This is a genomic window from Planktothrix agardhii, assembly GCF_904830935.1.
Classification (GTDB): Bacteria; Cyanobacteriota; Cyanobacteriia; order Cyanobacteriales; family Microcoleaceae; genus Planktothrix; species Planktothrix agardhii.
In genome coordinates, this window is the sequence record NZ_LR882952.1 from 1,013,919 (window position 1) to 1,036,789 (window position 22,871).

Annotated in this window: 17 protein-coding genes; 11 read left to right on the forward strand and 6 right to left on the reverse strand. The window is 39.9% G+C overall.

All coding sequences use genetic code 11. The features are described from left to right. Window positions 1-182 precede the first annotated feature (182 nt). The 5 genes from NMG88_RS04730 (at window position 183) to rpmF (ending at window position 5,673) form a co-directional block, all read left to right on the forward strand. Window positions 183-1,190, forward strand: a complete 1,008-nt coding sequence (locus NMG88_RS04730) for a Gfo/Idh/MocA family protein (protein WP_042157105.1) — start codon at window positions 183-185, stop codon at window positions 1,188-1,190. Window positions 1,191-1,531: 341 nt separating this feature from the next. Further along, on the forward strand, window positions 1,532-2,896 hold the full coding sequence (locus NMG88_RS04735; RefSeq protein ID WP_042152251.1) for an NAD-dependent succinate-semialdehyde dehydrogenase: 1,365 nt from the start codon (window positions 1,532-1,534) through the stop codon (window positions 2,894-2,896). A gap of 29 nt (window positions 2,897-2,925) precedes the next feature. Beyond that, window positions 2,926-4,563: an acetolactate synthase large subunit gene (locus NMG88_RS04740; protein ID WP_042152254.1), complete on the forward strand. Its 1,638-nt coding sequence runs from the start codon at window positions 2,926-2,928 to the stop codon at window positions 4,561-4,563. Between the two features lie 50 nt (window positions 4,564-4,613). Beyond that, window positions 4,614-5,399 (forward strand): exodeoxyribonuclease III, encoded by a 786-nt coding sequence (gene xth, locus NMG88_RS04745; RefSeq protein ID WP_254035152.1) that lies wholly within the window; start codon window positions 4,614-4,616, stop codon window positions 5,397-5,399. A gap of 94 nt (window positions 5,400-5,493) precedes the next feature. Beyond that, window positions 5,494-5,673: a 50S ribosomal protein L32 gene (rpmF, locus tag NMG88_RS04750; protein WP_026786530.1), complete on the forward strand. Its 180-nt coding sequence runs from the start codon at window positions 5,494-5,496 to the stop codon at window positions 5,671-5,673. Between the two features lie 182 nt (window positions 5,674-5,855). Here rpmF and NMG88_RS04755 read toward each other — a convergent pair whose 3' ends face one another. Continuing rightward, window positions 5,856-7,067, reverse strand: coding sequence for a HetZ-related protein (locus tag NMG88_RS04755; RefSeq protein WP_254035153.1), 1,212 nt, complete (start codon window positions 7,065-7,067; stop codon window positions 5,856-5,858). Between the two features lie 533 nt (window positions 7,068-7,600). On the opposite strand from NMG88_RS04755, the gene NMG88_RS04760 reads away from it, so the two are divergent. Continuing rightward, the gene (locus NMG88_RS04760) at window positions 7,601-9,019 is read left to right on the forward strand and encodes a helix-hairpin-helix domain-containing protein (protein ID WP_254035154.1); all 1,419 of its coding nucleotides are present in this window, start codon (window positions 7,601-7,603) and stop codon (window positions 9,017-9,019) included. A gap of 54 nt (window positions 9,020-9,073) precedes the next feature. Here the strand turns inward: NMG88_RS04760 and NMG88_RS04765 are convergent, their stop codons facing one another. From NMG88_RS04765 to NMG88_RS04785, 5 genes are all read right to left on the reverse strand, one after another. Further along, entirely contained in the window at window positions 9,074-11,485 is a 2,412-nt protein-coding gene (locus NMG88_RS04765; RefSeq protein WP_227381886.1) for an ATP-dependent helicase, read from the reverse strand. 399 nt (window positions 11,486-11,884) lie between these two features. Continuing rightward, window positions 11,885-12,979, reverse strand: a complete 1,095-nt coding sequence (locus tag NMG88_RS04770) for a RuBisCO accumulation factor 1 (RefSeq protein ID WP_227350161.1) — start codon at window positions 12,977-12,979, stop codon at window positions 11,885-11,887. A gap of 52 nt (window positions 12,980-13,031) precedes the next feature. Continuing rightward, window positions 13,032-14,369, reverse strand: coding sequence for a hypothetical protein (locus NMG88_RS04775; protein ID WP_235753274.1), 1,338 nt, complete (start codon window positions 14,367-14,369; stop codon window positions 13,032-13,034). A 37-nt stretch (window positions 14,370-14,406) separates the two neighbouring features. Continuing rightward, window positions 14,407-15,186 carry a photosystem II electron transport protein, Sll1252 family gene (locus tag NMG88_RS04780; protein ID WP_042152264.1) on the reverse strand — a complete coding sequence of 260 codons (780 nt, stop codon included), beginning with the start codon at window positions 15,184-15,186 and terminating at the stop codon, window positions 14,407-14,409. Window positions 15,187-15,250: 64 nt separating this feature from the next. Further along, window positions 15,251-15,766 carry a hypothetical protein gene (locus tag NMG88_RS04785; RefSeq protein ID WP_042152267.1) on the reverse strand — a complete coding sequence of 172 codons (516 nt, stop codon included), beginning with the start codon at window positions 15,764-15,766 and terminating at the stop codon, window positions 15,251-15,253. A gap of 309 nt (window positions 15,767-16,075) precedes the next feature. Here NMG88_RS04785 and serA point away from each other — a divergent pair, with 309 nt between their 5' ends. The 5 genes from serA to NMG88_RS04810 all read left to right on the forward strand — a co-directional run bounded on the left by serA (window position 16,076) and on the right by NMG88_RS04810 (window position 22,852). Next, on the forward strand, window positions 16,076-17,659 hold the full coding sequence (gene serA, locus NMG88_RS04790) for a phosphoglycerate dehydrogenase (RefSeq protein WP_042152272.1): 1,584 nt from the start codon (window positions 16,076-16,078) through the stop codon (window positions 17,657-17,659). 239 nt (window positions 17,660-17,898) lie between these two features. Next, window positions 17,899-18,789, forward strand: coding sequence for a 50S ribosomal protein L11 methyltransferase (gene prmA, locus NMG88_RS04795; protein ID WP_227357773.1), 891 nt, complete (start codon window positions 17,899-17,901; stop codon window positions 18,787-18,789). A gap of 193 nt (window positions 18,790-18,982) precedes the next feature. Then, window positions 18,983-20,017 carry a type 2 isopentenyl-diphosphate Delta-isomerase gene (gene fni, locus NMG88_RS04800; RefSeq protein ID WP_042152277.1) on the forward strand — a complete coding sequence of 345 codons (1,035 nt, stop codon included), beginning with the start codon at window positions 18,983-18,985 and terminating at the stop codon, window positions 20,015-20,017. A 46-nt stretch (window positions 20,018-20,063) separates the two neighbouring features. Then, window positions 20,064-21,887 (forward strand): signal peptide peptidase SppA, encoded by a 1,824-nt coding sequence (gene sppA / locus NMG88_RS04805; protein ID WP_042152280.1) that lies wholly within the window; start codon window positions 20,064-20,066, stop codon window positions 21,885-21,887. 101 nt (window positions 21,888-21,988) lie between these two features. Continuing rightward, entirely contained in the window at window positions 21,989-22,852 is an 864-nt protein-coding gene (locus tag NMG88_RS04810) for a Tab2/Atab2 family RNA-binding protein (protein ID WP_026786518.1), read from the forward strand. Window positions 22,853-22,871 lie beyond the last annotated feature (19 nt).

A 22,871-nucleotide genomic window follows, 5' to 3' on the forward strand; every position in this document is an offset into this window, starting at 1 on the left:
TCACCAAATAAACAATCGGCAATTGATCTGATATAGAATCCTTTACAAATGAATTACCATCGGAAACTAGAATAATTGTTGGTATTATTAAGACGATGGAAGAATAAATCCCCATTACCAATTACCAATTACCAATTACCAATTACCAATTACCAATTACCTGTTCCCTGTTCCCTATTCTTATGATTAATATTGCTATTTTTGGTGCGGGTCGTTGGGGAGTTCATTTAATTCGTAATTTCCATCAACACCCTAATTCTAAAGTTGTGGCGATCGCCGATTCCAATCCCGACCGTTTACAAACAGCAAAAAAACGGTTTCAACTTCCCGATGATATTATTTTAACGACCGATGGTTCAACCATTTGGAATTTACCTAATATAGATGCAGTTGCGATCGCCACTCCTGCGGCTACACATTTTGCTTTAATTTCTGCCGCCTTAGAACAGGGTTATCATGTTTTTACCGAAAAACCCTTAACCCTGAGTGTAACTAAATCATTAGAATTATGCGAACTCGCGCAACAAAAACAGCTACAACTTTTTGTTGATCATACTTATTTATTTCATCCGGCGGTAGAACGGGGGAAAACCGTAATTGAATCGGGGAAATTAGGGGAATTAAGATATGGTTACGCCACCCGAACCCATTTAGAACCAGTGCGACAAGATGTGGATGCGTTATGGGATTTAGCGATTCATGATATTGTGATTCTTAATAGTTGGTTAGGGGAAAAACCGATTCAAGTGAAAGCAACGGGAACGGTTTGGTTACAGCCTGCATCGGGATTATCGGATTTAGTGATTGCTAATTTAACCTATCCCAGTGGGTTTGAAGCCTTTCTACATTTGTGTTGGTTAAACCCAGACAAACAACGACGTTTAGCCGTGGTTGGAAGTCAGGGAACTTTAATTTTTGATGAACTACAATCGGAATCTCCTCTGACAATTCAACAGGGTTATTTTGATGTTATTGATAACAGTTGGAAATCCGCCGGAATCAATCGAGAAGTGATTGAGATTGAACCCAGAGAACCCCTAGCTCAAGTTTGTGATAATTTTCTGAATTCTATTCAAAATCATCAACCTTCCCCAATTTCATCCGGTTGGGTGGGTGCAGAATTAGTTAATATTTTGTGCGGGTTGAGTGAATCTTTAAAACAGGGGGGACAACCTATCCATCTTCTGTAACTTGTAATATCTGCCCATAACCAATCCCGTTGATAATTGGGTAACCAGGTCAAGATTGGGAAAAATTGGGCAAGCGGGGATGATAGGCGAAAATGCTTCATATATTTTTTTGTTGAGGAGTAATGATGGGTTAGACGGTTTTCTTGATTATTTTATGTCCATTGTTATTTTCTCTATTAACTTTTTATTCCCTTTGTTAAGTATTTTAAATTTAGTTGTACTATTGTACAGATTTGTATCAAGTAATCAATCAGTGATCCCTTCAGTGAGAATAGAGAGTTTTTAAGCGTTACGATAAAAAAGTAAATCCTTAATTTTAACTTAAAACTAAAAAATCAATTATGGGCATTGCTACAATTAACCCGGCCACTGGGGAAACGGTGAAAACCTTTACCGCTTTGACCGATGCCGAAATTGAGAACGCTTTAGCACTCGCAGATCGGGCCTTTCGAGACTATCGGCGAGTCTCCTTTGATACTCGTTCACAATGGATGCAAAACGCGGCTAATCTATTAGAAGAAAATGCCGAAACCTACGCCAAAATCATGACATTGGAAATGGGAAAACCCATTACTGCCGCGATCGCAGAAGTCAAAAAAAGTGCCTCCGTTTGTCGCTTTTATGCGGAAAATGCAGCTCAATTTCTTGTCGATGTTCCCGCAGAAAGCGACGCCAGTAATAGCTTTATTGCTTACGAACCTCTGGGGGCAATTTTAGCGGTCATGCCTTGGAATTTTCCCTTCTGGCAAGTCTTCCGCTTTGCTGCACCCGCATTAATGGCCGGAAATGTTGGTTTACTCAAACACGCTTCCAACGTACCTCAATGCGCCTTAGCCATTGGGGAAATTTTTCAAAAAGCTGGATTTCCTGAAGGGGTGTTTCAAACTTTATTAGTAGGTTCTAATAAAGTCGCTCAAATTATTACCGATGATCGGGTTAAAGCTGGAACTTTAACCGGAAGTGAACCCGCAGGCGCTAGTTTAGCCTCTTTAGCTGGTCAAAATATTAAAAAAACTGTCCTAGAATTAGGTGGAAGTGATCCGTTTATTGTGTTAGAAACGGCGGATATAAATGCAGCAGTAGAAGCCGCCGTTACAGCACGAATGTTAAATAATGGACAGTCCTGTATTGCAGCAAAACGGTTTATTTTGATATCTAGTATTGCCGATGAATTTGAAAGTCGTATGGCGGAAAAATTTGCGGATTTAAAAATCGGTGATCCAATGTTACCCGATACCGAAGTGGGGCCCTTAGCAACCCCCGATATTTTAACGGAATTACACCAACAAGTTCAAATCTGTGTTGAAGCTGGAGCCAAAGTATTAACCGGAGGTCAACTCTTGGAACAACCGGGCAATTTTTATCCGCCAACAATTTTAACCCAAATTCCTGAAGGAACCCCTGCTTACAGTGAAGAATTCTTTGGGCCGGTGGCGTTAATCTTCCGGGTTAATTCTTTAGATGAAGCCATTACCCTTGCTAATAGTACCATCTTTGGTTTGGGTGCCAGTGGGTGGACAACAAATCGAGCCGAACAAGAGCGTTTAATTCGAGAATTAGAAGCGGGTGCTGTCTTTATTAACGGTTTAGTTAAATCCGATCCTCGCTTACCCTTTGGAGGGATCAAACGTTCCGGTTACGGACGGGAATTGAGTAGCCAAGGGATTCACGAATTTGTGAATATTAAAACCGTTTGGATTAAATAGGGTAAAAAAAACCATTCTTATTAAAAATTATGAACACAGCACAACTGTTAGTTAAATGTTTGGAAAATGAAGGAGTCGAGTATATTTTTGGTGTTCCAGGGGAAGAAAATATGCAAATCCTCGAATGCTTAAAAACCTCCTCGATCAAATTTATTACAACTCGTCATGAACAAGGGGCTGCATTTATGGCCGATGTTTATGGTCGCTTAACTGGACGGGCGGGAGTTTGTTTATCAACATTAGGCCCTGGAGCAACGAATTTAATGACCGGGGTTGCTGATGCGAATTTAGATGGAGCACCGTTAGTTGCAATTACAGGTCAAGTGGGAACAGATCGAATGCACATTGAATCCCATCAATATTTGGATTTAGTGGCAATGTTTGCCCCAGTTACTAAATGGAATTCCCAAATTGTTCGCCCTAGTATTACGCCAGAAATTGTCAGAAAAGCGTTTAAAATAGCTCAATCTGAAAAACCTGGGGCAGTGCATATTGATCTCCCCGAAAATATTGCTAGTATGGAGGTCGAAGGCTATCCTCTCAAACAAGATAAGCGAGAAAAAGTTTATTCTGCTTATCAAAGTATGAATGAAGCAGCGATCGCAATTTCTAAAGCCAATAATCCCTTAATATTAGTAGGAAATGGAGCAATTCGGGGGAATGGCAGTGCCGCTTTAACAGAATTTGCTACCCAACTGAATATCCCCGTTGTAAATACGTTTATGGGCAAAGGAATTATTCCTTATACCCATCCTTTAGCATTATGGACAACGGGATTACAACTGCGGGATTATATTAGTTGTGGATTTGATAAGGCGGATTTAATCATTGCTGTTGGCTATGATTTAATTGAATATTCCCCGAAAAAATGGAATCCCCAAGGCAAAATTCCGATTATTCATATTGGTGAAGATTCCGCCGAAGTTGATAGTAGTTATATTCCGATTGCTGAAATTATTGGGGATATTTCTGACTCTCTCCAAGAGATTTTAAGGCGTTCAGATCGTACCGGAAAACCCGAACCCTATGCTTTAAAATTAAGACCGGATATTCGTAATAATTACGAATTTTATGCCAAAGACGATGCCTTCCCGATTAAACCGCAAAAAATTATTTATGATTTGCGTCAAGTTATGGGCCCAGAAGATATTGTGATTTCAGATGTTGGCGCTCATAAAATGTGGATGGCGAGACATTATCATTGTGAAACGCCAAATACCTGTTTAATTTCTAATGGATTTGCAGCCATGGGAATTGCGATTCCGGGTGCAGTTGCCGCTAAATTAGTTTATCCTAATCGGAAGGTGGTGGCGGTAACAGGAGATGGCGGATTTATGATGAATAATCAGGAACTTGAAACCGCTTTACGGGTAGGAACTCCCTTTGTTACCTTAATCTTTAATGATGGCGGTTATGGATTAATTGAATGGAAACAAAACGACCAATTTGGGTCATCTTCGTTTATTAAATTTGGCAATCCTGATTTTGTTAAATTTGCCGAAAGTATGGGGTTAAAAGGTTATCGGGTGGAAGCCACAACCGATTTAATTCCGATTCTCAAAGAAGCCCTAAATCAAGACGTTCCAGTTGTGATTGATTGTCCCGTAGACTATCGAGAAAATGCTCTATTTAGTCAACGGGCGGGCGGTTTATGTTGTCCTATCTAACCCCAGTTGTTTTACCGTTGTTGTGCTTCAGCTTTAATTAGGAGTTTAGAATGAAAATTGCAACTTGGAATGTTAATTCAATTAGAACTAGAAAAGATCAGGTATGGCAATGGTTACAAACCAATGAAATTGATATTCTGTGTTTACAGGAAACTAAAGTCATAGATAAAGACTTTCCTCGTTCTGGTTTTGAAGAATTAGGTTATAATATTTATATTTATGGTCAAAAATCCTATAATGGGGTGGCAATTTTTAGCAAAACCACCTTAGAGGCGGTTCATTTTGGATTTTCTGATATTTTAAATACAGAACCCTCTCAAACATTTGATGAACAAAAACGAGTTTTAACCGGAATTATTGATGGAGTTGCTATAGTTAATTTATACGTTCCCAATGGTTCCAGTATTGATAGCGATAAATATCACTATAAATTAAACTGGTTAAACCATCTCAAAGACTATTTAAAACTGCTATTCACTCAAACTGAAAAGATTTGTATTTGCGGTGACTTTAATATTGCTTTAGAAGATATTGATATTCATAATCCCAAAGGTCGAGAAAATCATATTATGGCGAGTGATGCTGAACGTCAAGCCTTAGAATCAATATTAGAATTAGGCTTTAAAGACGCCTTTCGCAAGTTCACCACTGAAGGGGGACATTTTAGTTGGTGGGACTATCGCCAAGGCTCCTTCCGACGGAATACTGGATGGCGCATTGATACCCATTATTTGACCTTACCCCTGTATGAAGTCGCCAGTAGTTCTATCATTGATAAAACTCCTAGAACCTGGGAACAACCCAGCGACCACACCCCCGTTATTATCACTCTCTAGTCCCCTTTCTCAACTTTCGGGAAAAAAATATTTAGCAAAGGGTACAAATAGGGTACTATAATAGTTTGTGCAAAATCTTCATTAATCTAGGCTCATGGCTGTACCCAAGAAGAAAATGTCCAGGTCGAGACGCGATATGCGGAAGGCGACTTGGAAACGGAAAGCAAGACTACAAGCTGAAAAAGCTTTATCCCTCGGTAAGTCAGTTCTCACAGGTCGTTCAACAGGATTTTACTATCCCACTGACGACGCAGAAGCAGGCGACGAAGAATAAACGATTGGACTGTGCGAAACTACATAAAGATGGGGGCGAGAAAGTCTCTCTGTTCGGGAGAGGAAAACTCGCCCTTATTGTTTGGAGATTCAGATATATAAAACCCATATTCCGCACGATAAAATGTAATAAATTATTATTCAAAAATTTCTCTCTTGTGAATACCCTTAACTCACAATATATTACATTTTGTCGGGGGAAATTTGGGCTACAGCCTCGTTGTTACGGTAGTTGAAAGCCAGGTCGAGGATTTTAGCCCAACGTTTTTGGACTTGTTTGGGGGTACATTTGAGGATAGAGGCGATCGCTTTATCGCTTTCTTCTTGGTCTTTGAGTTGTAATAACTGTTGCTGATCGACGGATAATTGGGCTTGGAAAGCTTGCCATTGTTCGCTATTCATCCCCAATTTTTGGTTAATATCAGCCCCTAACCATTCATGGACGAGTTTCCAGTTGTTAGACCGGGCAAATTTTTCGACGTGGTATTTAAACCGTTGTTGCAGATAGTCCCGTTCCCGGGTGGTTAACCCCAGGGCTTTATCAATATCGCAGGCTTGTAGATCTTGCATTTTCAGCTTTAAATATTTAACACAATCGGTTTGTCCTTGGGATTCTAAATATTGAATTAGTTCATTAATCACCCGATCTCGTAATACACTTTCTGCGAGGTCAACGGTTTCAGATACCATTTTTTCCCGAATTTGCTGCATCGCGGATGTCCGGCTTTGAGCTTCAGCTTCTTCGGTTTTGCCACCTTCAACGGCTAATTCAATATCCATAGAAGTTTCAGGGGGTTGACCTTTAGCAAATCCTTGGGCGCGTAAGACAATTAACCGTTGACGGTTACGACCGGGTAAACCGATCTGACGTTTGGCATACTGTTCGGTAAAGGCCATATATTCCGCTAATTCTAAACGGGTATGGGGAGTATAGCTGGCTTCCATTTGGTGTTCCCGACGAAAGGCCCGCAGAGACTCAACATAAAATCCTTGTAAAAAGTCTTCAATTAAGTTGTAACGGGCTTGGAAACTCAACTGAGACTCAAAGGAAGCCACGTGACGGTAGACGATCGCGGCTAAGTGGGAGTGAAGTTCTACCCTACCTTGACGAGAGCCAAGTTTGTAATATTCTAAGCACTTTTGTAAGCGATGACGGGCCAAACTTAACTGCCAGGTTTGTACATCGCCAGAGGTTTGAATCCGGTTGCTTTTTTCGCAAATGCGTTCTACTTCTAGGGCCATCCGTAGCGTCACTGTCCGACCACTGGCGGGGAGGGTTTTGACGGCTGTTTGCAATTCTTGTAATAAGAGTTGAGCTAAGGCTTGGGGATCAATAGAATTAAGAGAATTAAGAGTAACTTCAGAATCTTGAATCGAAATATCTTGTGCAAACATGATGGGTTTCCTTGGGTAAAGCACTGTGTACAGAAGGCGAGAGTTAAAGGCGGTTTGTTGTTTCGGTGATTCAACTCCCTACACTTTGAATAGTAGAAGCAGCCCCTTTGGAGTAGTGACATCAATGTTCCACTCTCTGATGTAACTAATTAGATGCGGTGGGTTTATCCTCTACATTCGGCCCTTGTGCATCACCCTGAAAATCTTATGTAATCAGCATTACAACCCTATTTTATTTCCCTTGATCACAGCAAGTTTTACCTAGGGTTGTTCATATTATCCCTAGACCAGTTTCACAACTGGCTGTGAATTGACAGATATAGCGGGGAACACCGGAACCGTGGGTTATGACCTTTGTTACACGGGGGGTTTGGGGGGCTGTTCCGGTGTTCCCTCTCTCAACTAGGTAATTTATTTTGTGTAACTACTTACAACTCAAATAAGATTGCTATATAATTTAATTGATCAATATCCAAATTTAGGATTGCAACGTAAGAAGTTAAAAATTGAGTAAATTTTAGGGAATTATAAAAATGGTTAAAATTATTAGTCGAAAATCTTTGGGAACTCAACCCGTTTATGATATTGGCGTACAAGAAGATCATAACTTTGTTCTCAACAACGGTTTAGTTGCTTCTAATTGTTTTAATAAATCCCATTCCATGGCCTATGCCTATGTTACCTATGAAACCGCCTATTTAAAAGCAAATTATCCCGTTGAATATATGGCAGCTTTATTAAGTGCAAATAGTGGAGATACGGATAAAATTCAAAAATATATTGAATCTTGTCAAAAATCCCTGGGAATTAAGGTGATCCCGCCCGATATAAACCTTTCGGGAATGGATTTTACCCCCTCGGATAAGAGTATTATTTTCGGACTTTCTGCGATTAAAAATGTCGGGGAAGGTGCGATCGAACATTTATTAGAAATTCGTCAAGAAGGGGGAGAATTTAAGAGTTTTCCTGATTTATGCGATCGCATTAACTTACAAATGGTGAATAGTCGCGCCTTAGAAGCCTTAATTAAATGTGGAGCTTTAGATAAACTTAACCCCAACCGTCGCCAAGCTATTGATCATTTAGATAAATTAATTTCTTGGGCGCAAAGTAAAGCCAAAGATCGAGCTGTGGGTCAACAAAGTATATTCGATATTTTAGGGGGTGGAACTAATACAAAAGATACCCATGAAGATGCACCCAAACCCGCAAAACTTGAGGATTTTAAAGTTCAGGAAAAACTTCAATTTGAAAAAGAATTATTAGGATTTTATGTTTCTGAACATCCTTTACAATCTATCTTAAGATCGATTTCTGTAGAAGAAAGAGTGACTTTAGCAGAATCAACGGATAAAAAATCTAAGGTTAAAGTAGTTGTTGTAATCACTGCTATTAAACTACATACCACCAAAAAAGGTGATCGGATGGCGTTTTTACAAATCGAAGATTTAACCGGACAAATGGAAGCAATTATTTTTCCTAAAACCTATCAAGAAATCAAGACTTTTCCGAAGGAAAATGATGTGGTTTTAATCACGGGTAAAACTGACAAACAGGAAGATAAACTTCAGCTTATTATTGATGAGTTACAATCGGCGGATACTCTCCCTCGGATTGATAAAATTCCGGCTCTTTTATTGGAAGATTTGGAAATAGAGGAATCAAATTCAATGGTACTTTTACACCTAAAACTTGAGGAAATTTATGATTTATCCCGACTTCAAAAACTTCATGCACTGCTAAAAGAACAATCTTCGGGTAATCAAAAACAAGCTAATATTCCAATTGTTGCTACGGTTAAAGGAGAATTTAAACCTAGTAATAAAGGGATTTGTTTAGGTCGTGATTTCTGGATACAGAACGCCGAAGCAACAATTGATTCCTTAAAAAACGCTGGATTTGATGCTGAAATTCAACCAAAATTAGAGATATTAATGTCAATTCAAGCCTAAAAAAATTAGTTGTTGGGCTTTAGCCCCCCAATCTAAAGGGCTAAAGCCCAACAACTAAAATTTCTCGAAAAAATGTTGAGGAAATTGTTGTTTTAACGCAATAAAAACCGGACAGGCTTTTTGTTCTTGCTGATTTTCAGGTTTATGCCAACTGTAGGGAGAAAAACGAGACACAGACATCCATAAAAAACGTTTAGCTCTGGTCATGGCGACATAGAGTAATCGGTATTCTTCTGCGGTTTTTAAATCCTTAGCTTGCTCCCAAGCAGTGGCGATATCAGGAATTAATTCTTCTCCGTGAGCAGCGGCTCGAATTTGGGCACGGGCGACTTCCGAAAGGGTAAATTCTCCTAGAAATTTGGCTTGGGGTAAAACTCTTAAACTCCCCGGAATTGTAGACTCTTGTAAGAAGGGAATAAACACATAATCCCAATCTAATCCTTTGGCTTTGTGCATGGTAATTAATGTTAATTGACCTTCCCGGGTATAGGGACTGTCTTTAGAGGTTGATTCCTGATCAATATCCACGGGTTCAAACTTTTCTGAACTGACAATATCATTTAAAACATCTAAAATTGTTCCCATGGAATGGTTACCAAAGGTTTTTTGACCGATGCGTTCTGATAATTTATCCGCCGTGGCTAATTCCGTTTTTTCATATTGCAAGGATAGGGCTAAAAAGGAAATCAATTGATAGGGAGGAAGTTCTAAACGGGCTTGCAATAATTGACAACAAAAATAACGACATTGACGAATTTCTTCTGATTGTGGGGGGTCAAGGGGGCCGGGATAAAGAAATTCTTCGGGATGAATTGCAATTTTATTATAATCTAAATTCGGAATTAAATTGCGATCGCCTAATACTTTTAATGCTAATTTTAAATAATCTGGTGAATGGGGACGATCCAAAAATTGAAATAAAGATAAAATTTCTGCTGGAATTTGAGAATTTCTAGCCTGCTGAGAGGCATCATAAACCCGAATTTTGCTTTTAAAATCTTCGGAAATTTTAATATTATATAATTGGGGATGATTAAAAACATTAGAAATAAATTCTCCCTGTTTATTCTCTCTTAGTAAAATCGCAAATTTTCCTTGGGGATCGTCTTCAATAATAGTAACAATTTTTTGGACAATTAACTCAACGGTCTGATAAATGTCCGCCATTTCCCAGAGTTCTAAACCTCGACCATAAGCCGGGGGATTAGCATTAGATTGATGATCACTAAATCCCACTAATTTAATCATTTGCTCTCGAAAAGGTTGTTCATTTCCAGCTAATTTTGAACGATTAACCCAGGATAACATATAGTTAGCTGCGTCAATAATAATACAACTACTGCGTCCGGCTTGATCCATGGTAGCTAATCGTTTTAACTGTTCACAATCATTACAAAAACGACGAAAATAAATAGGATCAGCCGTAGTAAATGTGGAGTTAATCGCTTGATTTGGATCGCCGACTCTAACTAAATTTAAAGTATCTAAATCATCAGTAATTGACTTAGAAGAACTGGCTAAAATTCTCAAGAGTTTACTTTGTAGGGGAGTGGAATCTTGAGCTTCATCTTCAAAAACAGCAAATACTTGATTTTGCCAAACTTGACGAACCGTTGGATTGTCTAAAACTCGCAATGCGGCTAAAATCATCTCATCATAGTCAATTAAATTCAGCGATCGCAATATATTTTGATAATTTTCATATAATCCGGCGGCTATTTCTAAGGTTTCATAATCATCAGGAATTTGTTCCGAAATATTGGTTAAATCCTGCGGTTGTAGTCCTGAACTTTTAGCTTCTTGAATCACTTTCCAAGCTAAGTTCGGTAAAACTTCTGTTCTTAAAACCGATTGACGTCTTAATCTTTCTGTTTCTTCCCCATCAAATTTAACCCCCTCAATTAATCGTTGATAATGGCGAGGATTAGCCACAATCCACTGTTCAACACAACTGCGGGTAATTCGATTACTAGGAGTGGGTAAAATTAAAGTAAAATTCTCTAAATTTAATCCTGATAATTCGGGATTTTTTAAGGCAATATTTAAGGCTAAACCATGCAATGTATAAACAAAAAATCCCCCCAAAGGTAATCGCATTTCTTTGAGTTCTTGACTCACTTTTGCCCGAATATTAGCAGCCGCCGAACGGGTGAAGGTGACAATCACTAATTGATGCTGGGAATGGAGTTGATGGCGGGCGCTCGCTAATGCCGCAGCAAAGGCCATTCCCGTTGATTTCCCGGCCCCTGGAACCGCAGAAATAGCTAGGGGCCCCCCATTCCAATCGGCCATTTGTTGTTGACCCGGACGTAAACTTTGGTAAATTTCTTTAATTTTCTGCTCTCGGAATGCACGAATTTGATCAATATTTTCTAATGGATTTATTGTCAGATCAGAAAAGACTATTTCCGAAGTTAGGATAGGATTAACGGAGGAAACTGAATCGAGATCAAGATCGTCTGTCATGCTAGGCTCAATATTAAGTGGATAATGAACGATAATACGAATATAACACTATGAATTATGATCAAATTCGCTCTCAGACTGGATTAAAACCCAGATTTTTTTATGGTTAATGGTATCAATTTTAGCTTTATCGAGTTGCGCTCAGGCGAATAAAGCTAAACAGATGTCTCAGTAGAAAATCAGATGATATAGAATAAGATAGGTAATGGGTAATGGGTAATGGGTAATGGGTAATGGGTAATGGGTAATGGGTAATGGGTAATGGGTAATGGGTAATGGGTAAAAGTTATTAAGTACCTAAACAAAATTAATTACACATCCCCTACCCTGTGCCCTCCCCCCCTAGCCCCCCGTGCACGGGGGGTTTGGGGGGCTGTTCCGGTGTTCCCTCTCTTTTTTCTATTCATCAATTTGCCAAACATCATGAATTTGATCCTCATCTAATACCTTCTTAGGACGCATAATTAAAATTAATTTTCCTAGTAAATGAATATCGGGAATTTCATCGAACCATTGCAGTTCTAAATTTTCAGATTTTTCAACTAAGAAATAAGAATCAATATCCCATTCCCGTTGAGCGCGATCGATCAGGATTAAAACTGGTTCTGATTTACCGGGTAAGGGATTCGGTAAATTAGCGCTATTTCCTAAAACAGCAATTGGATCTTCTGACTTTCTGACCACTTGCCAGCCAGGAACCGCTACCCAAGCTGCATTTCCCGATGATTTAACAATGGAAAATGCTCCTAATTCTTCAATCAAAGGAACGGCTTTAAAATCCGATGGAGTTAAGGGAAATTTCCCCACGACTGGAATTAAACGGGGTAGATCTTCTTCCGTTTCTAAACGATACATTGGTAAACGAGGCGCTGATTTTTTGGCGGTAATCGAAAAATCTGTTAATAGTTGTTCTATGGTTTCTCGTGCGGTTTGGGAGTGAGCATATTTTAATCCTTTAGCAATTAAACGCGATCGCTGTTGTAAATCATGTTGTTGTCGGGCAGCTTTCCAGGCTTGATAGGCTAAAGCGTCCCCAGGATGATGGGCAAAACCCGGGGGGAGAACCGAAAACCGAGAGAATTCTTTGATGGCTTTGGCTAATTCTCTAGCTTCATCGGCATCTAATTTGCGCTGATCGGAAAACTCCGTCGCCATCACCCTTTCTGCTTGATTTAGGATACGAAATTCATATAAAATATCGCTTCCCCGTTGTTGAAAACGGGATCGAATTTCCTCGGATAAATTGCCTTTTACTAAGGAAGTAAAGACTTGTCCTGCTACAATGATTTGATTTTGTTGAATGGGTTCAAAACCCGTTTCTTCAAAAATTTGTTGGGGGTTATAACCAGATTTTTGTAATTGAGCACAGGCATCGCCCCATTCCACCCAATTTCTTTCTTTCCGCCGTAATAATTGTATTAATTTAGCCGTATCTACTGATGGATCGGGTGTTGAGGAAATAAATGGGGAAAAATCTTCTGGTGTTTGAGTCATAATTATATATAATTAATCAGTTTTAAGGACAGAATGGTTTCAAAATATCAAGTTAGTTCATATATAATTTATCACGAGTATGTCGTGCTGATCCTAATAATTTTTGGGCTTCTGCGCTAACTGTTGTCCCTGCGGGAACCTGTTCTAATATACTAATAATATCGGTTAATTGACCAATTAAGGAACCAATATTAGGCTCTTTAGAACGGGCTGAGGTTTGCCATTGAGCAATCTCGGCTTTTGCCTGTTTAAGTGATTCTACCGCGTCTTTTTCCGCTTCTAACCGACTTTCGGAAACTCCTAAATTTGATTGATATTCAGCTAATTTTTTCTGAGCACCCAAATAACTAGGATTATCCGTTGGAACTTGTTCTAAGCGACGAATTGCTTCTTGCCATAATTTGATTACTTGTTCCCATTGTTTGGCGGTGTGAGGGGGATTTTTAGCGGCTTTTGCAGCTTGAATTCCAAACTGCATCCCGGCATCAATTAAAGTATTTCCTTTCATGGTTCCCGCAACAAATCCTAGTTGTTGTTGAAAATCTCGTTTAGCGGTTTCTAACTGTTTTTCAGCTAATTTTCCGGCTAAGGTTTCGGAGGAAATTTTATCTAATTGATCAATCGCTTTTTGCCAAAGGTTAATCATCTGTTGTTGTTCATTGCCCGGAGGAGTTTTAGAGAAATTGTTTTGAGATTCCTTAATTAATTGTTCGGCTTTTGTATATTCTTGATAAGCATTTTGTTCTTGAAAAATTTTAGATTCCATCCGGCCAATATTCTTTCTAGCACCTTCATATTCATCGAAGGTAAATCGCCAAACACAACCCGTAAATGAACAGTAGGCTTGAGGATAATAACCTAAAAACCAAACTGGGAGTTTATCCAGATGCTGTTGAGCTTTTCCAACTTTTTCAACTCCTAATTCAATATCAGTAATTGCCGTAGCTTGATTAATTAATTGATCGGATTGTTCTACTAAAGACACGGCTTGTCGATAGTTATAATCCATACTAATATAACTGGGAATTAATAAAATAGGGACGGTTTTTGAAACAGGAAACCGAATCATGGGATAGGGTAAATTAGCTAGAGCCACAAGTCCCACAAATCCCCCTAAAATAGCTGTACCTAAAGCCAGCTTTTGCCCAATTCCGGGTGGATGATTTGCTTTTGCAGCTTTCTGTAAAACTACTTCATCAAACTCATAAAACTGATCGGAAACTAAGTTTTTTAATTCATATAAAGTTAGAGATTCTCCCGATTGCGATCGCATTTTTTCTAAGCGTTTAAGAACAATTTTTTCTCCAACTTCCCCAACTAAATCTTTTTCAGCGCATTTTTTTAACTCGGTTTTTAAAATTTCAAAAGATTGATTATAGAGTCTTACCATTACTAATATTCTCCTTAAATTATTCAGTACAAACTGATTATTGATAGCGAGTTAATTCAACTCTATATCTTTGTTTTTTAGTAATAGTCATATCTTTAACTTCTAAACGTCCTTTTCCCCGAATGGCAATTAAATCCCCTGATTTTAATTGATAACTAGCTTGGGTAACTTCTTTCCAATTGACCCGCACATCTCCCCCATCAATTAAACTCACCATCTTACTACGAGACATTCCAAATCCAGCAGATGCGATCGCATCTAACCGCATGGAAGCCTCTACAGTTGTTAACTCTTTCTTCTTGGGTTCTCTAACTTTTAATTCCCCCGGATCAATCCGTCGTGTTTTCACCGGAACAGATCGAACTTGAGTCAAATTCAACTCTAAGAAATCCGCCAATTCTAGGGTGACAATGGTTTGGCCTCCACGCTCTCCTAAAACAATAATATCCCCGGTTTTATCTCTGACAATTCCCGTCCCTAACATCGACCCTAAAAAGTCTCGATGGGTAGCGGGATCAAAGAGAAAATTACCCGAAATTTCTAAAACAATAACGCTGACTTGAGAAGTATCAAGAGGAAGTTCAGATCTGGCAATTCCTAACCGTTGGCGTTCCGCTTGGGGATAGCCTCCCCAGGGGATCATTTGTACTTCTGTTAAGCGGCTAAAGACCTTTTCAGATTCAGCTAATTCAGGGGGAGAAAGGAAATCTGTTAGGGTAATTTCCCAGGTTTTCATGGCTTGTTCTGCCAGATCTATAACCCGTGCTATAGTATCTCGATTTTCGATACCTTTTAGGAGTTCTTCTCTTGGTAACATTAAGGGATTTTAGGTTAAGGAAGATGAAAATTTATGCTAAAATTATGATAACATTCTATTTTAATTATTCATTTTCACCAACGGTATAACCCTGAATATTTTCCGGTTCTAAGTCCCTTAAAATCTGATTTGCTTTACGCATCAAGGTTTCTGAACCTGTGACCACGACTAAATATTTCCCAGCATTCAGGCGGTTACGGTAGGGTAAAGCATCGCCGCCACCAACAATTAATCCGACTCCACCCCCGGCCAAGATGCTCCCTAACCCCCCCGAAATTGCACCGAGAACTGCACCGATTAAATGATTTCCCACAACTCCGGCCCAGGCAAAGGTATCTAATCCCGTAATTAAACTAAAGCAAAAACCCGAAACAAATCCAAAGGGAATTAACCAAGTTGCCATTAATTTAACTTGTTTGATTGCGCTTTCATTCGGGTCAATTAAGCCAAATTCATCGGCGGTTTTATACCCTTTTCCTAAAATACTGATTTGAGAGGTCGGGACACCTTTTTTTTCTAATTCAACATAGGCTGTTTCGGCTTGAAAGCGATCGGAGAGAACGGTGACAAGATAGTTCATAATTATCGTTGAGAATAGGCAATCAATCTATTGTTAGTCTACACAATCTTGGGTCTGATCTCGATTCCCCAAACGCTCTGAATTGTCCATTGCCTATTCTCCATTGCCTATTCCCCGCCATAAATTTTTTCCCAGAATTCACAGTGAATCTACCCATTAAGAGTTAAAATGACCTACTGCGGTATTAATATAGACCGTTAATCTGGGAGAAAAAATCACTAATGCAGACTCTCCCGAACTTCCCCCTAGCTGATTTTGTGGGGGGTGATGTTTCGCTTCCAGAAAAATTGCAACCCATTTTCCTAAATCATGTCTAAGGTTCTCGTATCCGATTCTATTGATCAAGTTGGTATAGACATCCTGTCTCAAGTGGCTCAGGTGGATGTCAAAATAGGTTTACCCCCAGAAGAACTGGTGCGGATTATTCCAGAGTATGATGCTTTGATGATCCGGTCTGGAACTCATGTAACCCAAGAAATTATTGAAGCCGCCAATAACTTAAAAATTATTGGTCGGGCGGGTGTCGGTGTGGATAATGTGGACATTCCCGCCGCTACCCGTAAAGGGATTGTTGTGGTTAATTCTCCACAAGGGAACACCATTGCCGCCGCCGAACACGCCCTGACGATGATGCTGTCCATGTCTCGCTACGTCCCCGATGCTAACCAATCGGTTAAAACTGGACAGTGGGATCGCAAAAGCTTCGTGGGTGTAGAAGTTTATAAGAAAACCCTGGGTATTGTGGGTTTGGGTAAAATTGGTTCCCATGTTGCGGCGGTGGCGAAAGCAATGGGGATGAAACTTTTGGCCTATGATCCTTTTATATCCCAAGAACGAGCGGATCAAATTGGTTGTCGGTTAGTGGACTTGGATCTGTTGATTCAGGAGTCCGATTATATTACGCTGCATATCCCCAAAACCAAAGAAACTTATCATCTGTTTAATGCGGAAGTCTTCGCTAAGATGAAGCCCACCGCCCGCCTAATTAACTGTGCTAGGGGCGGTGTGATTGATGAAACAGCCTTAGCCGATGCCCTGCGAACTGGCCAAATTGCCGGGGCTGCCTTAGATGTATTTGAAAATGAACCCCTAGAAGCCGATTCTTCCCTGCGGGAATTGGGGTCTAAAATTGTTCTCACTCCTCACCTGGGAGCCTCGACAGAAGAAGCTCAAGTCAATGTGGCGATCGATGTCGCTGAACAAATTCGGGATGTGTTGCTGGGCCTGCCAGCCCGTTCTGCGGTGAATATTCCCGGGTTATATCCCGATGTCTTGGAAAAACTCAAACCCTATTTACAATTGGCGGAAACTCTGGGTAATTTGGTCGGTCAGTTAGCCGGGGGACGGGTGGACTTCCTGGATGTGCGTTTGCAAGGGGAACTAGCCGGAACCAGTAGCCAAGCAGTGGTTGTGGCTTCTCTGAAGGGGTTACTGTCCCAAGCATTACGCGAGCGGGTGAACTATGTTAACGCAGGTATTGAAGCCAAGGAACGGGGGATCAGAGTAATTGAAACCCGTGATGCTTCGGTGACGGACTACACCGGATCACTACATTTAGAAGCTAAGGGCAGTTTAGGCACTCATTCTGTGACCGGGGCGTTATTAGGGGATCACGAAATTCGGATCACCAGTGTGGACGATTTTCCGATTAATGTTCCTCCCACCCGCTATATGTTGTTTACTCTCCACCGGGATGTACCGGGAATTATTGGTAACATTGGCTCGCTTTTGGGCAGATTTAATGTCAATATTGCCAGTATGCAAGTCGGACGTAAAATTGTTCGGGGTGAGGCTGTCATGGTTTTAAGTCTTGATGATCCTTTACCTGAAGGTATTCTTGCAGAAATTATCAAAGTGTCTGGCATCCGCGATGCCTATACTGTAACGCTTTAATCAGTTATCAGTTATCAGTTAACAGTTATCAGTTAACAGTTTATAGTTAACAGTTTATAGTTGACAGTTAACAGTTTTTAGCCCACAAATATTAACTATTAACAATGAATTCTTTACTGTCAACTAATGACTGATACCTCTTACACTGTTAACTGGTACAGACGCGCCATGGCACGTCTCTACACTAATAACTGATAACTGATAACTGATGACTGATAACTGATTACTGATTACTGATTATGGCTAATAGCTGGTGGGAAATTAAAGTATTGTGTGATCCGATGCTAGAAGATGCGGTCTTTTGGCGCATGGAAGCGTTTGGTTGTCGGGGAACCGCGAGTCAAATTAAAAATAATTCCTGCTTGTTATCAGCTTATTTACCCGAAGAAAAAGCCCATTTACTAGATTTAGCAGCCCTGGCTTTATTGTTACGTCAAGATGCTTTGTGTTTAGAAATGCCAATTCCGGCGGTGACTTGGGATTTGATTGATGAACAGGACTGGTCAAGTAGTTGGAAACAATATTGGGAACCGACACCAATTGGCGATCGCTTTTTAGTTTATCCGGCTTGGTTAGCATTACCTGAAAATCCCGATCGTATTCTATTACGTTTAGATCCCGGGGTTGCTTTTGGAACCGGAACCCACGCCACAACTCAACTGTGTTTAGAATCTTTGGAAATGCGCTTAGGTGGAGAACACAACCAAGTTGTAATTGCAGATATTGGTTGCGGTTCTGGTATTTTATCAATTGGGGCAATTTTATTAGGAGCTTCTAAGGTTTATGCGGTGGATAATGATCCGTTGGCGACTCGTTCAACTTACGAAAATTGCGAATTAAACCAAATTTCACCCGAAAGAATTAATATTCAAGATGGCAGTATTGAGCAGATAATTCAAGCAGTAGAGCAACCTGTAGATGGAATTGTTTGTAATATTTTAGCAGAAGTAATTATTGATTTAATTCCTCAATTTAATGCCATATCTAAGAAAAATACTTGGGCGATTTTAAGCGGGATTTTAATGGATCAAGCTAAACCAATTGCAGATGCTTTAGAACAACAGGGTTGGGTTGTTGCTACCCTCTGGCGTCGTCAAGATTGGTGTTGTTTTAATATTCGACGATCCTAATTCAGTCATCAGTTAACAGTTAACAGTTATCAGTTAAGAAGTTTACAGTTAATTTATTAATTTCTCAACTGATAACTGGTACAGACGCGCCCGAGTGCAGCGATGCCGTAGACTATTAGCAAGTCTCTACACTGTTAACTGATAACTTCTTAACTGATAACTGATAACTGATTACTGATTACTGATAACTAATATGGTATCTAATCAAATTGAAAATAGAAAAGCTGATCATCTGCGGATTTGTTTAGAAGAAGATGTGCAGTTTCGACAAACAACAACGGGGTTAGAACGTTATGACTTTACCCATTGTTGTTTACCCAATTTAAACCGTAGTGAAATTGATATTACCACATCATTTTTAGGTAAAATATTAGGAGCACCCCTATTAATTTCCTCCATGACCGGAGGCACAGAACAGGCAAAATTAATTAATTGTCGGTTAGCCGCTGTGGCTGAACATTATCATATTGCCATGGGAGTCGGTTCCCAACGAGTAGCCGTGGAAAATCCCGATGTGGCTGATACCTTTGCTGTGCGATCGCTCGCCCCAAATATTTTACTTTTTGCCAATTTAGGCGCCGTTCAATTAAACTATAAATATGGTTTAGAACAGTGTTTAAAAACCATTGATTTATTAGAAGCCGATGCCTTAATTTTACACCTCAATCCTTTACAAGAATGTATTCAAACCGAAGGGGATACTAATTTTAAAGGATTATTCCATAAAATAGAACAATTATGTACCCAACTTCCGGTTCCAGTGATTGCCAAAGAAGTCGGAAATGGGATTGATGCAGTCATGGCCAAACGATTAATTGAGGCAGGAGTGGCCGCTATTGACGTGGCAGGCGCGGGGGGAACCTCCTGGGCTAAAATCGAAGGAGAACGCGCCCAAGACCCCCTACAGCGTCGTCTAGGGGAAACCTTTGCCAATTGGGGCATACCCACGGCCAACTGTATTACCAGTATTCGAGAAGTGTCTCCCGATATTCCCTTAATTGCTTCGGGGGGGTTACGCAGTGGTTTAGATGCGGCCAAAGCGATCGCCCTCGGTGCCAATTTAGCCGGGTTTGCCTGGCCATTTTTGCAAGCCGCAGCCGAATCGGAAGCAGCAGTCTATAATTTAGTAGAGATTTTAAAAGCAGAATTGATCACCGTGCTATTTTGTACAAATAACCGTACCCTAAATCATTTACAAACATCAGGAGTATTGAAACCAAAACCCTAAACCCCGCGCCGGATTAAGTTAGATTATCCCATTTATTAATAATAATATGAAAGATTTTCTCAAATTTACATTTGCCAGTTTATTAGGAAACTTAATTGGACTGGTTTTAACTACCACCCTAGGAATTGGAGGATTAATTTTCCTGGTGATTATGGTGGCAAGTCAAGATTCTGGGCCCTTAGTTAAGGATAAATCAGTATTAGTTTTTGATTTAGCATTAAGTGTAAGTGATACTGGGCCTAATCCCTCAACTTCTGAAGCCTTACAGGAACTTTTATCAGAAGATAGTCCAACTTCAATTCAGTTAAGAACCTTAGTTCAAACAATTGATCAAGCCAGTAAAGATGATAAAATTGTCGCCCTTTATTTGCAAGGAACTAATACTCCCATTTCTACAGGATTAGCTAATTTAAAAGAAATTCGCCAAGCCTTACAACGGTTTAAAGATAGCGGAAAAACTATTATTGCCTATGATATTGATTGGACAGCACCCGAATATTATTTAGCTTCCGTTGCTAATCAAGTGGTGATTAATCCCTTGGGTTCTTTAGATATTAAAGGGTTAAGTTCTCAAGTCATGTTTTTAACCGGAGCTTTAGAAAAATATGGTATTGGGGTGCAGGTGATTCGGGTGGGAAAATATAAGGCAGCCGTTGAACCATTTTTACTGAAAAAATTAAGTCCAGAAAATCGAGAACAAACTCAAAAACTATTAGGAGATTTATGGGGAGAATGGTTAAGAACCATTGCACCCAGTCGCAAAGTCACACCCCAACAGTTACAGGCATTTTCTAATACTGAAGGTATTTTATTAGCAGATACGGCTTTAAAAGGAAAATTAGTTGATCGGGTTGCTTATGGTGATGAAGTGATTACAGATTTCAAAAAAATGACCGGGGAATCCAAGGAAAAAAGTCAACAATTTCGCCAAATTAGTATTAATTCTTATTCAAGAATCCCTGAAGTTGCTGATATTAATAATGGTAATCAGAATAGTAAAAATAAGATTGCAATTGTCTATGCCGAAGGTGAAATTGTTGATGGTAGCGGAACTTCTAGCCAAATTGGAGGCGATCGGTTAGCTAAAGAATTAAGAAAATTACGATTAGATGAAAAGGTAAAAGCGGTGGTTTTACGGGTTAATAGTCCTGGGGGCAGTGCCACCGCTTCGGAAGTGATTGGGCGGGAAGTGGATCTGATCAGAAAACAGAAACCTGTAATAGTTTCTATGGGAAATTTTGCCGCTTCCGGGGGATATTGGATTGCTATGGGTGCGGATCAAATTTTTGCCCAAGCTAATACCGTGACCGGATCAATTGGGGTGTTTGGATTACTGTTTAATATTCAAGATATTGCCAGTAAAAATGGGATTACTTGGGATATTGTCAAAACCAGTAAGTTTGCGGATATTCAAACTAATAGTCGGCCGAAAAGTCCCGAAGAATTAGCTCGGTTACAAAAGGTGGTTAACTTAATTTATGATCGCTTTATTTCTAATGTAGCCACCCATCGTAAGTTACCGAAAAATCAAGTTCAAGAAATTGCTCAAGGGCGAGTTTGGTCGGGTTCACAGGCTAAACAGTTAGGGTTAGTTGATGAAATTGGGGGTTTAGATGCGGCGATCGCGGCGGCGGCAAAAAAAGCGAATTTGGGAGAGGATTGGACACTCAAAGAACCTGCTAAACCTCGGACATTAGAAGAACGAATTTTAGATAATTTAACCGGAGATAACCTCACAAAAATACCGACTCCCGTTGATCCCCTCACCCGTGAATTTATCAGACTTCAAGAGGAATTATTGATGATTAAAGAAATGAATGATCCCAAAGGAATTTATACCCGTTTACCGTTTAATTTAAAGATAGAATAAGTGAGTTGATCCCTGAAAAATCAATCATTAGTCGCAGCTTAACCCTAATTGCTGGTAGGATTTATTTTTAGACGTTAATTATCAACAGAATCCAGTCATTGATGAAATCAACTATTTGGGAACTCGATTTTTATAGCCGCCCCCTGCGGGACGAAGAAGGGAAAAAAGTTTGGGAAGTCTTAATCTGTGAAACCCCGCTCAATATTGAAGATAGCACCGAGACGATGTTTCGCTACACCCAATTTTGCCCTAGTAACGAAGTTAACTCTATTTGGTTAAAACAGGCGATTGAAAATGCGATCGCCACTGCCCCCACGCCCCCGTCTAGGATTCGCTTTTTCCGCCGTCCGATGGCGAATATGATTTCTAAATCCTGTAAAGAATTAGCCATTCCTGCCTCTGCAAGTCGGCGTACCTATGCCCTTTATCAATGGTTAAACCAACGCATAGAAACCTATTATCCGACCCTGGAAAATTATCAAGCGGGGGCTAATCCTTCGGTTCAATTTATGGAGTCTCAACCCCAGCCCCTTCCTGATGCTTTGCAGGGGGATAAATGGGCTTTTGTAACTTTAGAAGCCAGTGCCTTTTCCGACCTATCAGAATGGGATATTAGCTTTGGTGAAGCCTTCGGATTACCGATGGTTGGGTTAACACCAGAAACCCCAATTCCTGGGTTAATTATTTACTCCTCCCGGGCTACTCCTTTAGCGGCTTGGATGTCGGGATTAGAGTTAGCTTATTTACGATTAAATAAAGATTCCCGTCCTAATTTATTATTAGAAACTGGGGAAAATGAAAGTTGGATTTTAGCTAATTTACCCGATAGTAAAACCCAAACAGAAGCCCAAAATTTTGAACTCACCAAAGAAAAAGCTAAAAATGTACATTTTTTAGCTGTTCAATCTGACCCCAATTCTGAATCTTTTGCCGGATTTTGGTTATTACAAGAACTACAGTTCTAATTCGTAGGGTGCGTGTGCT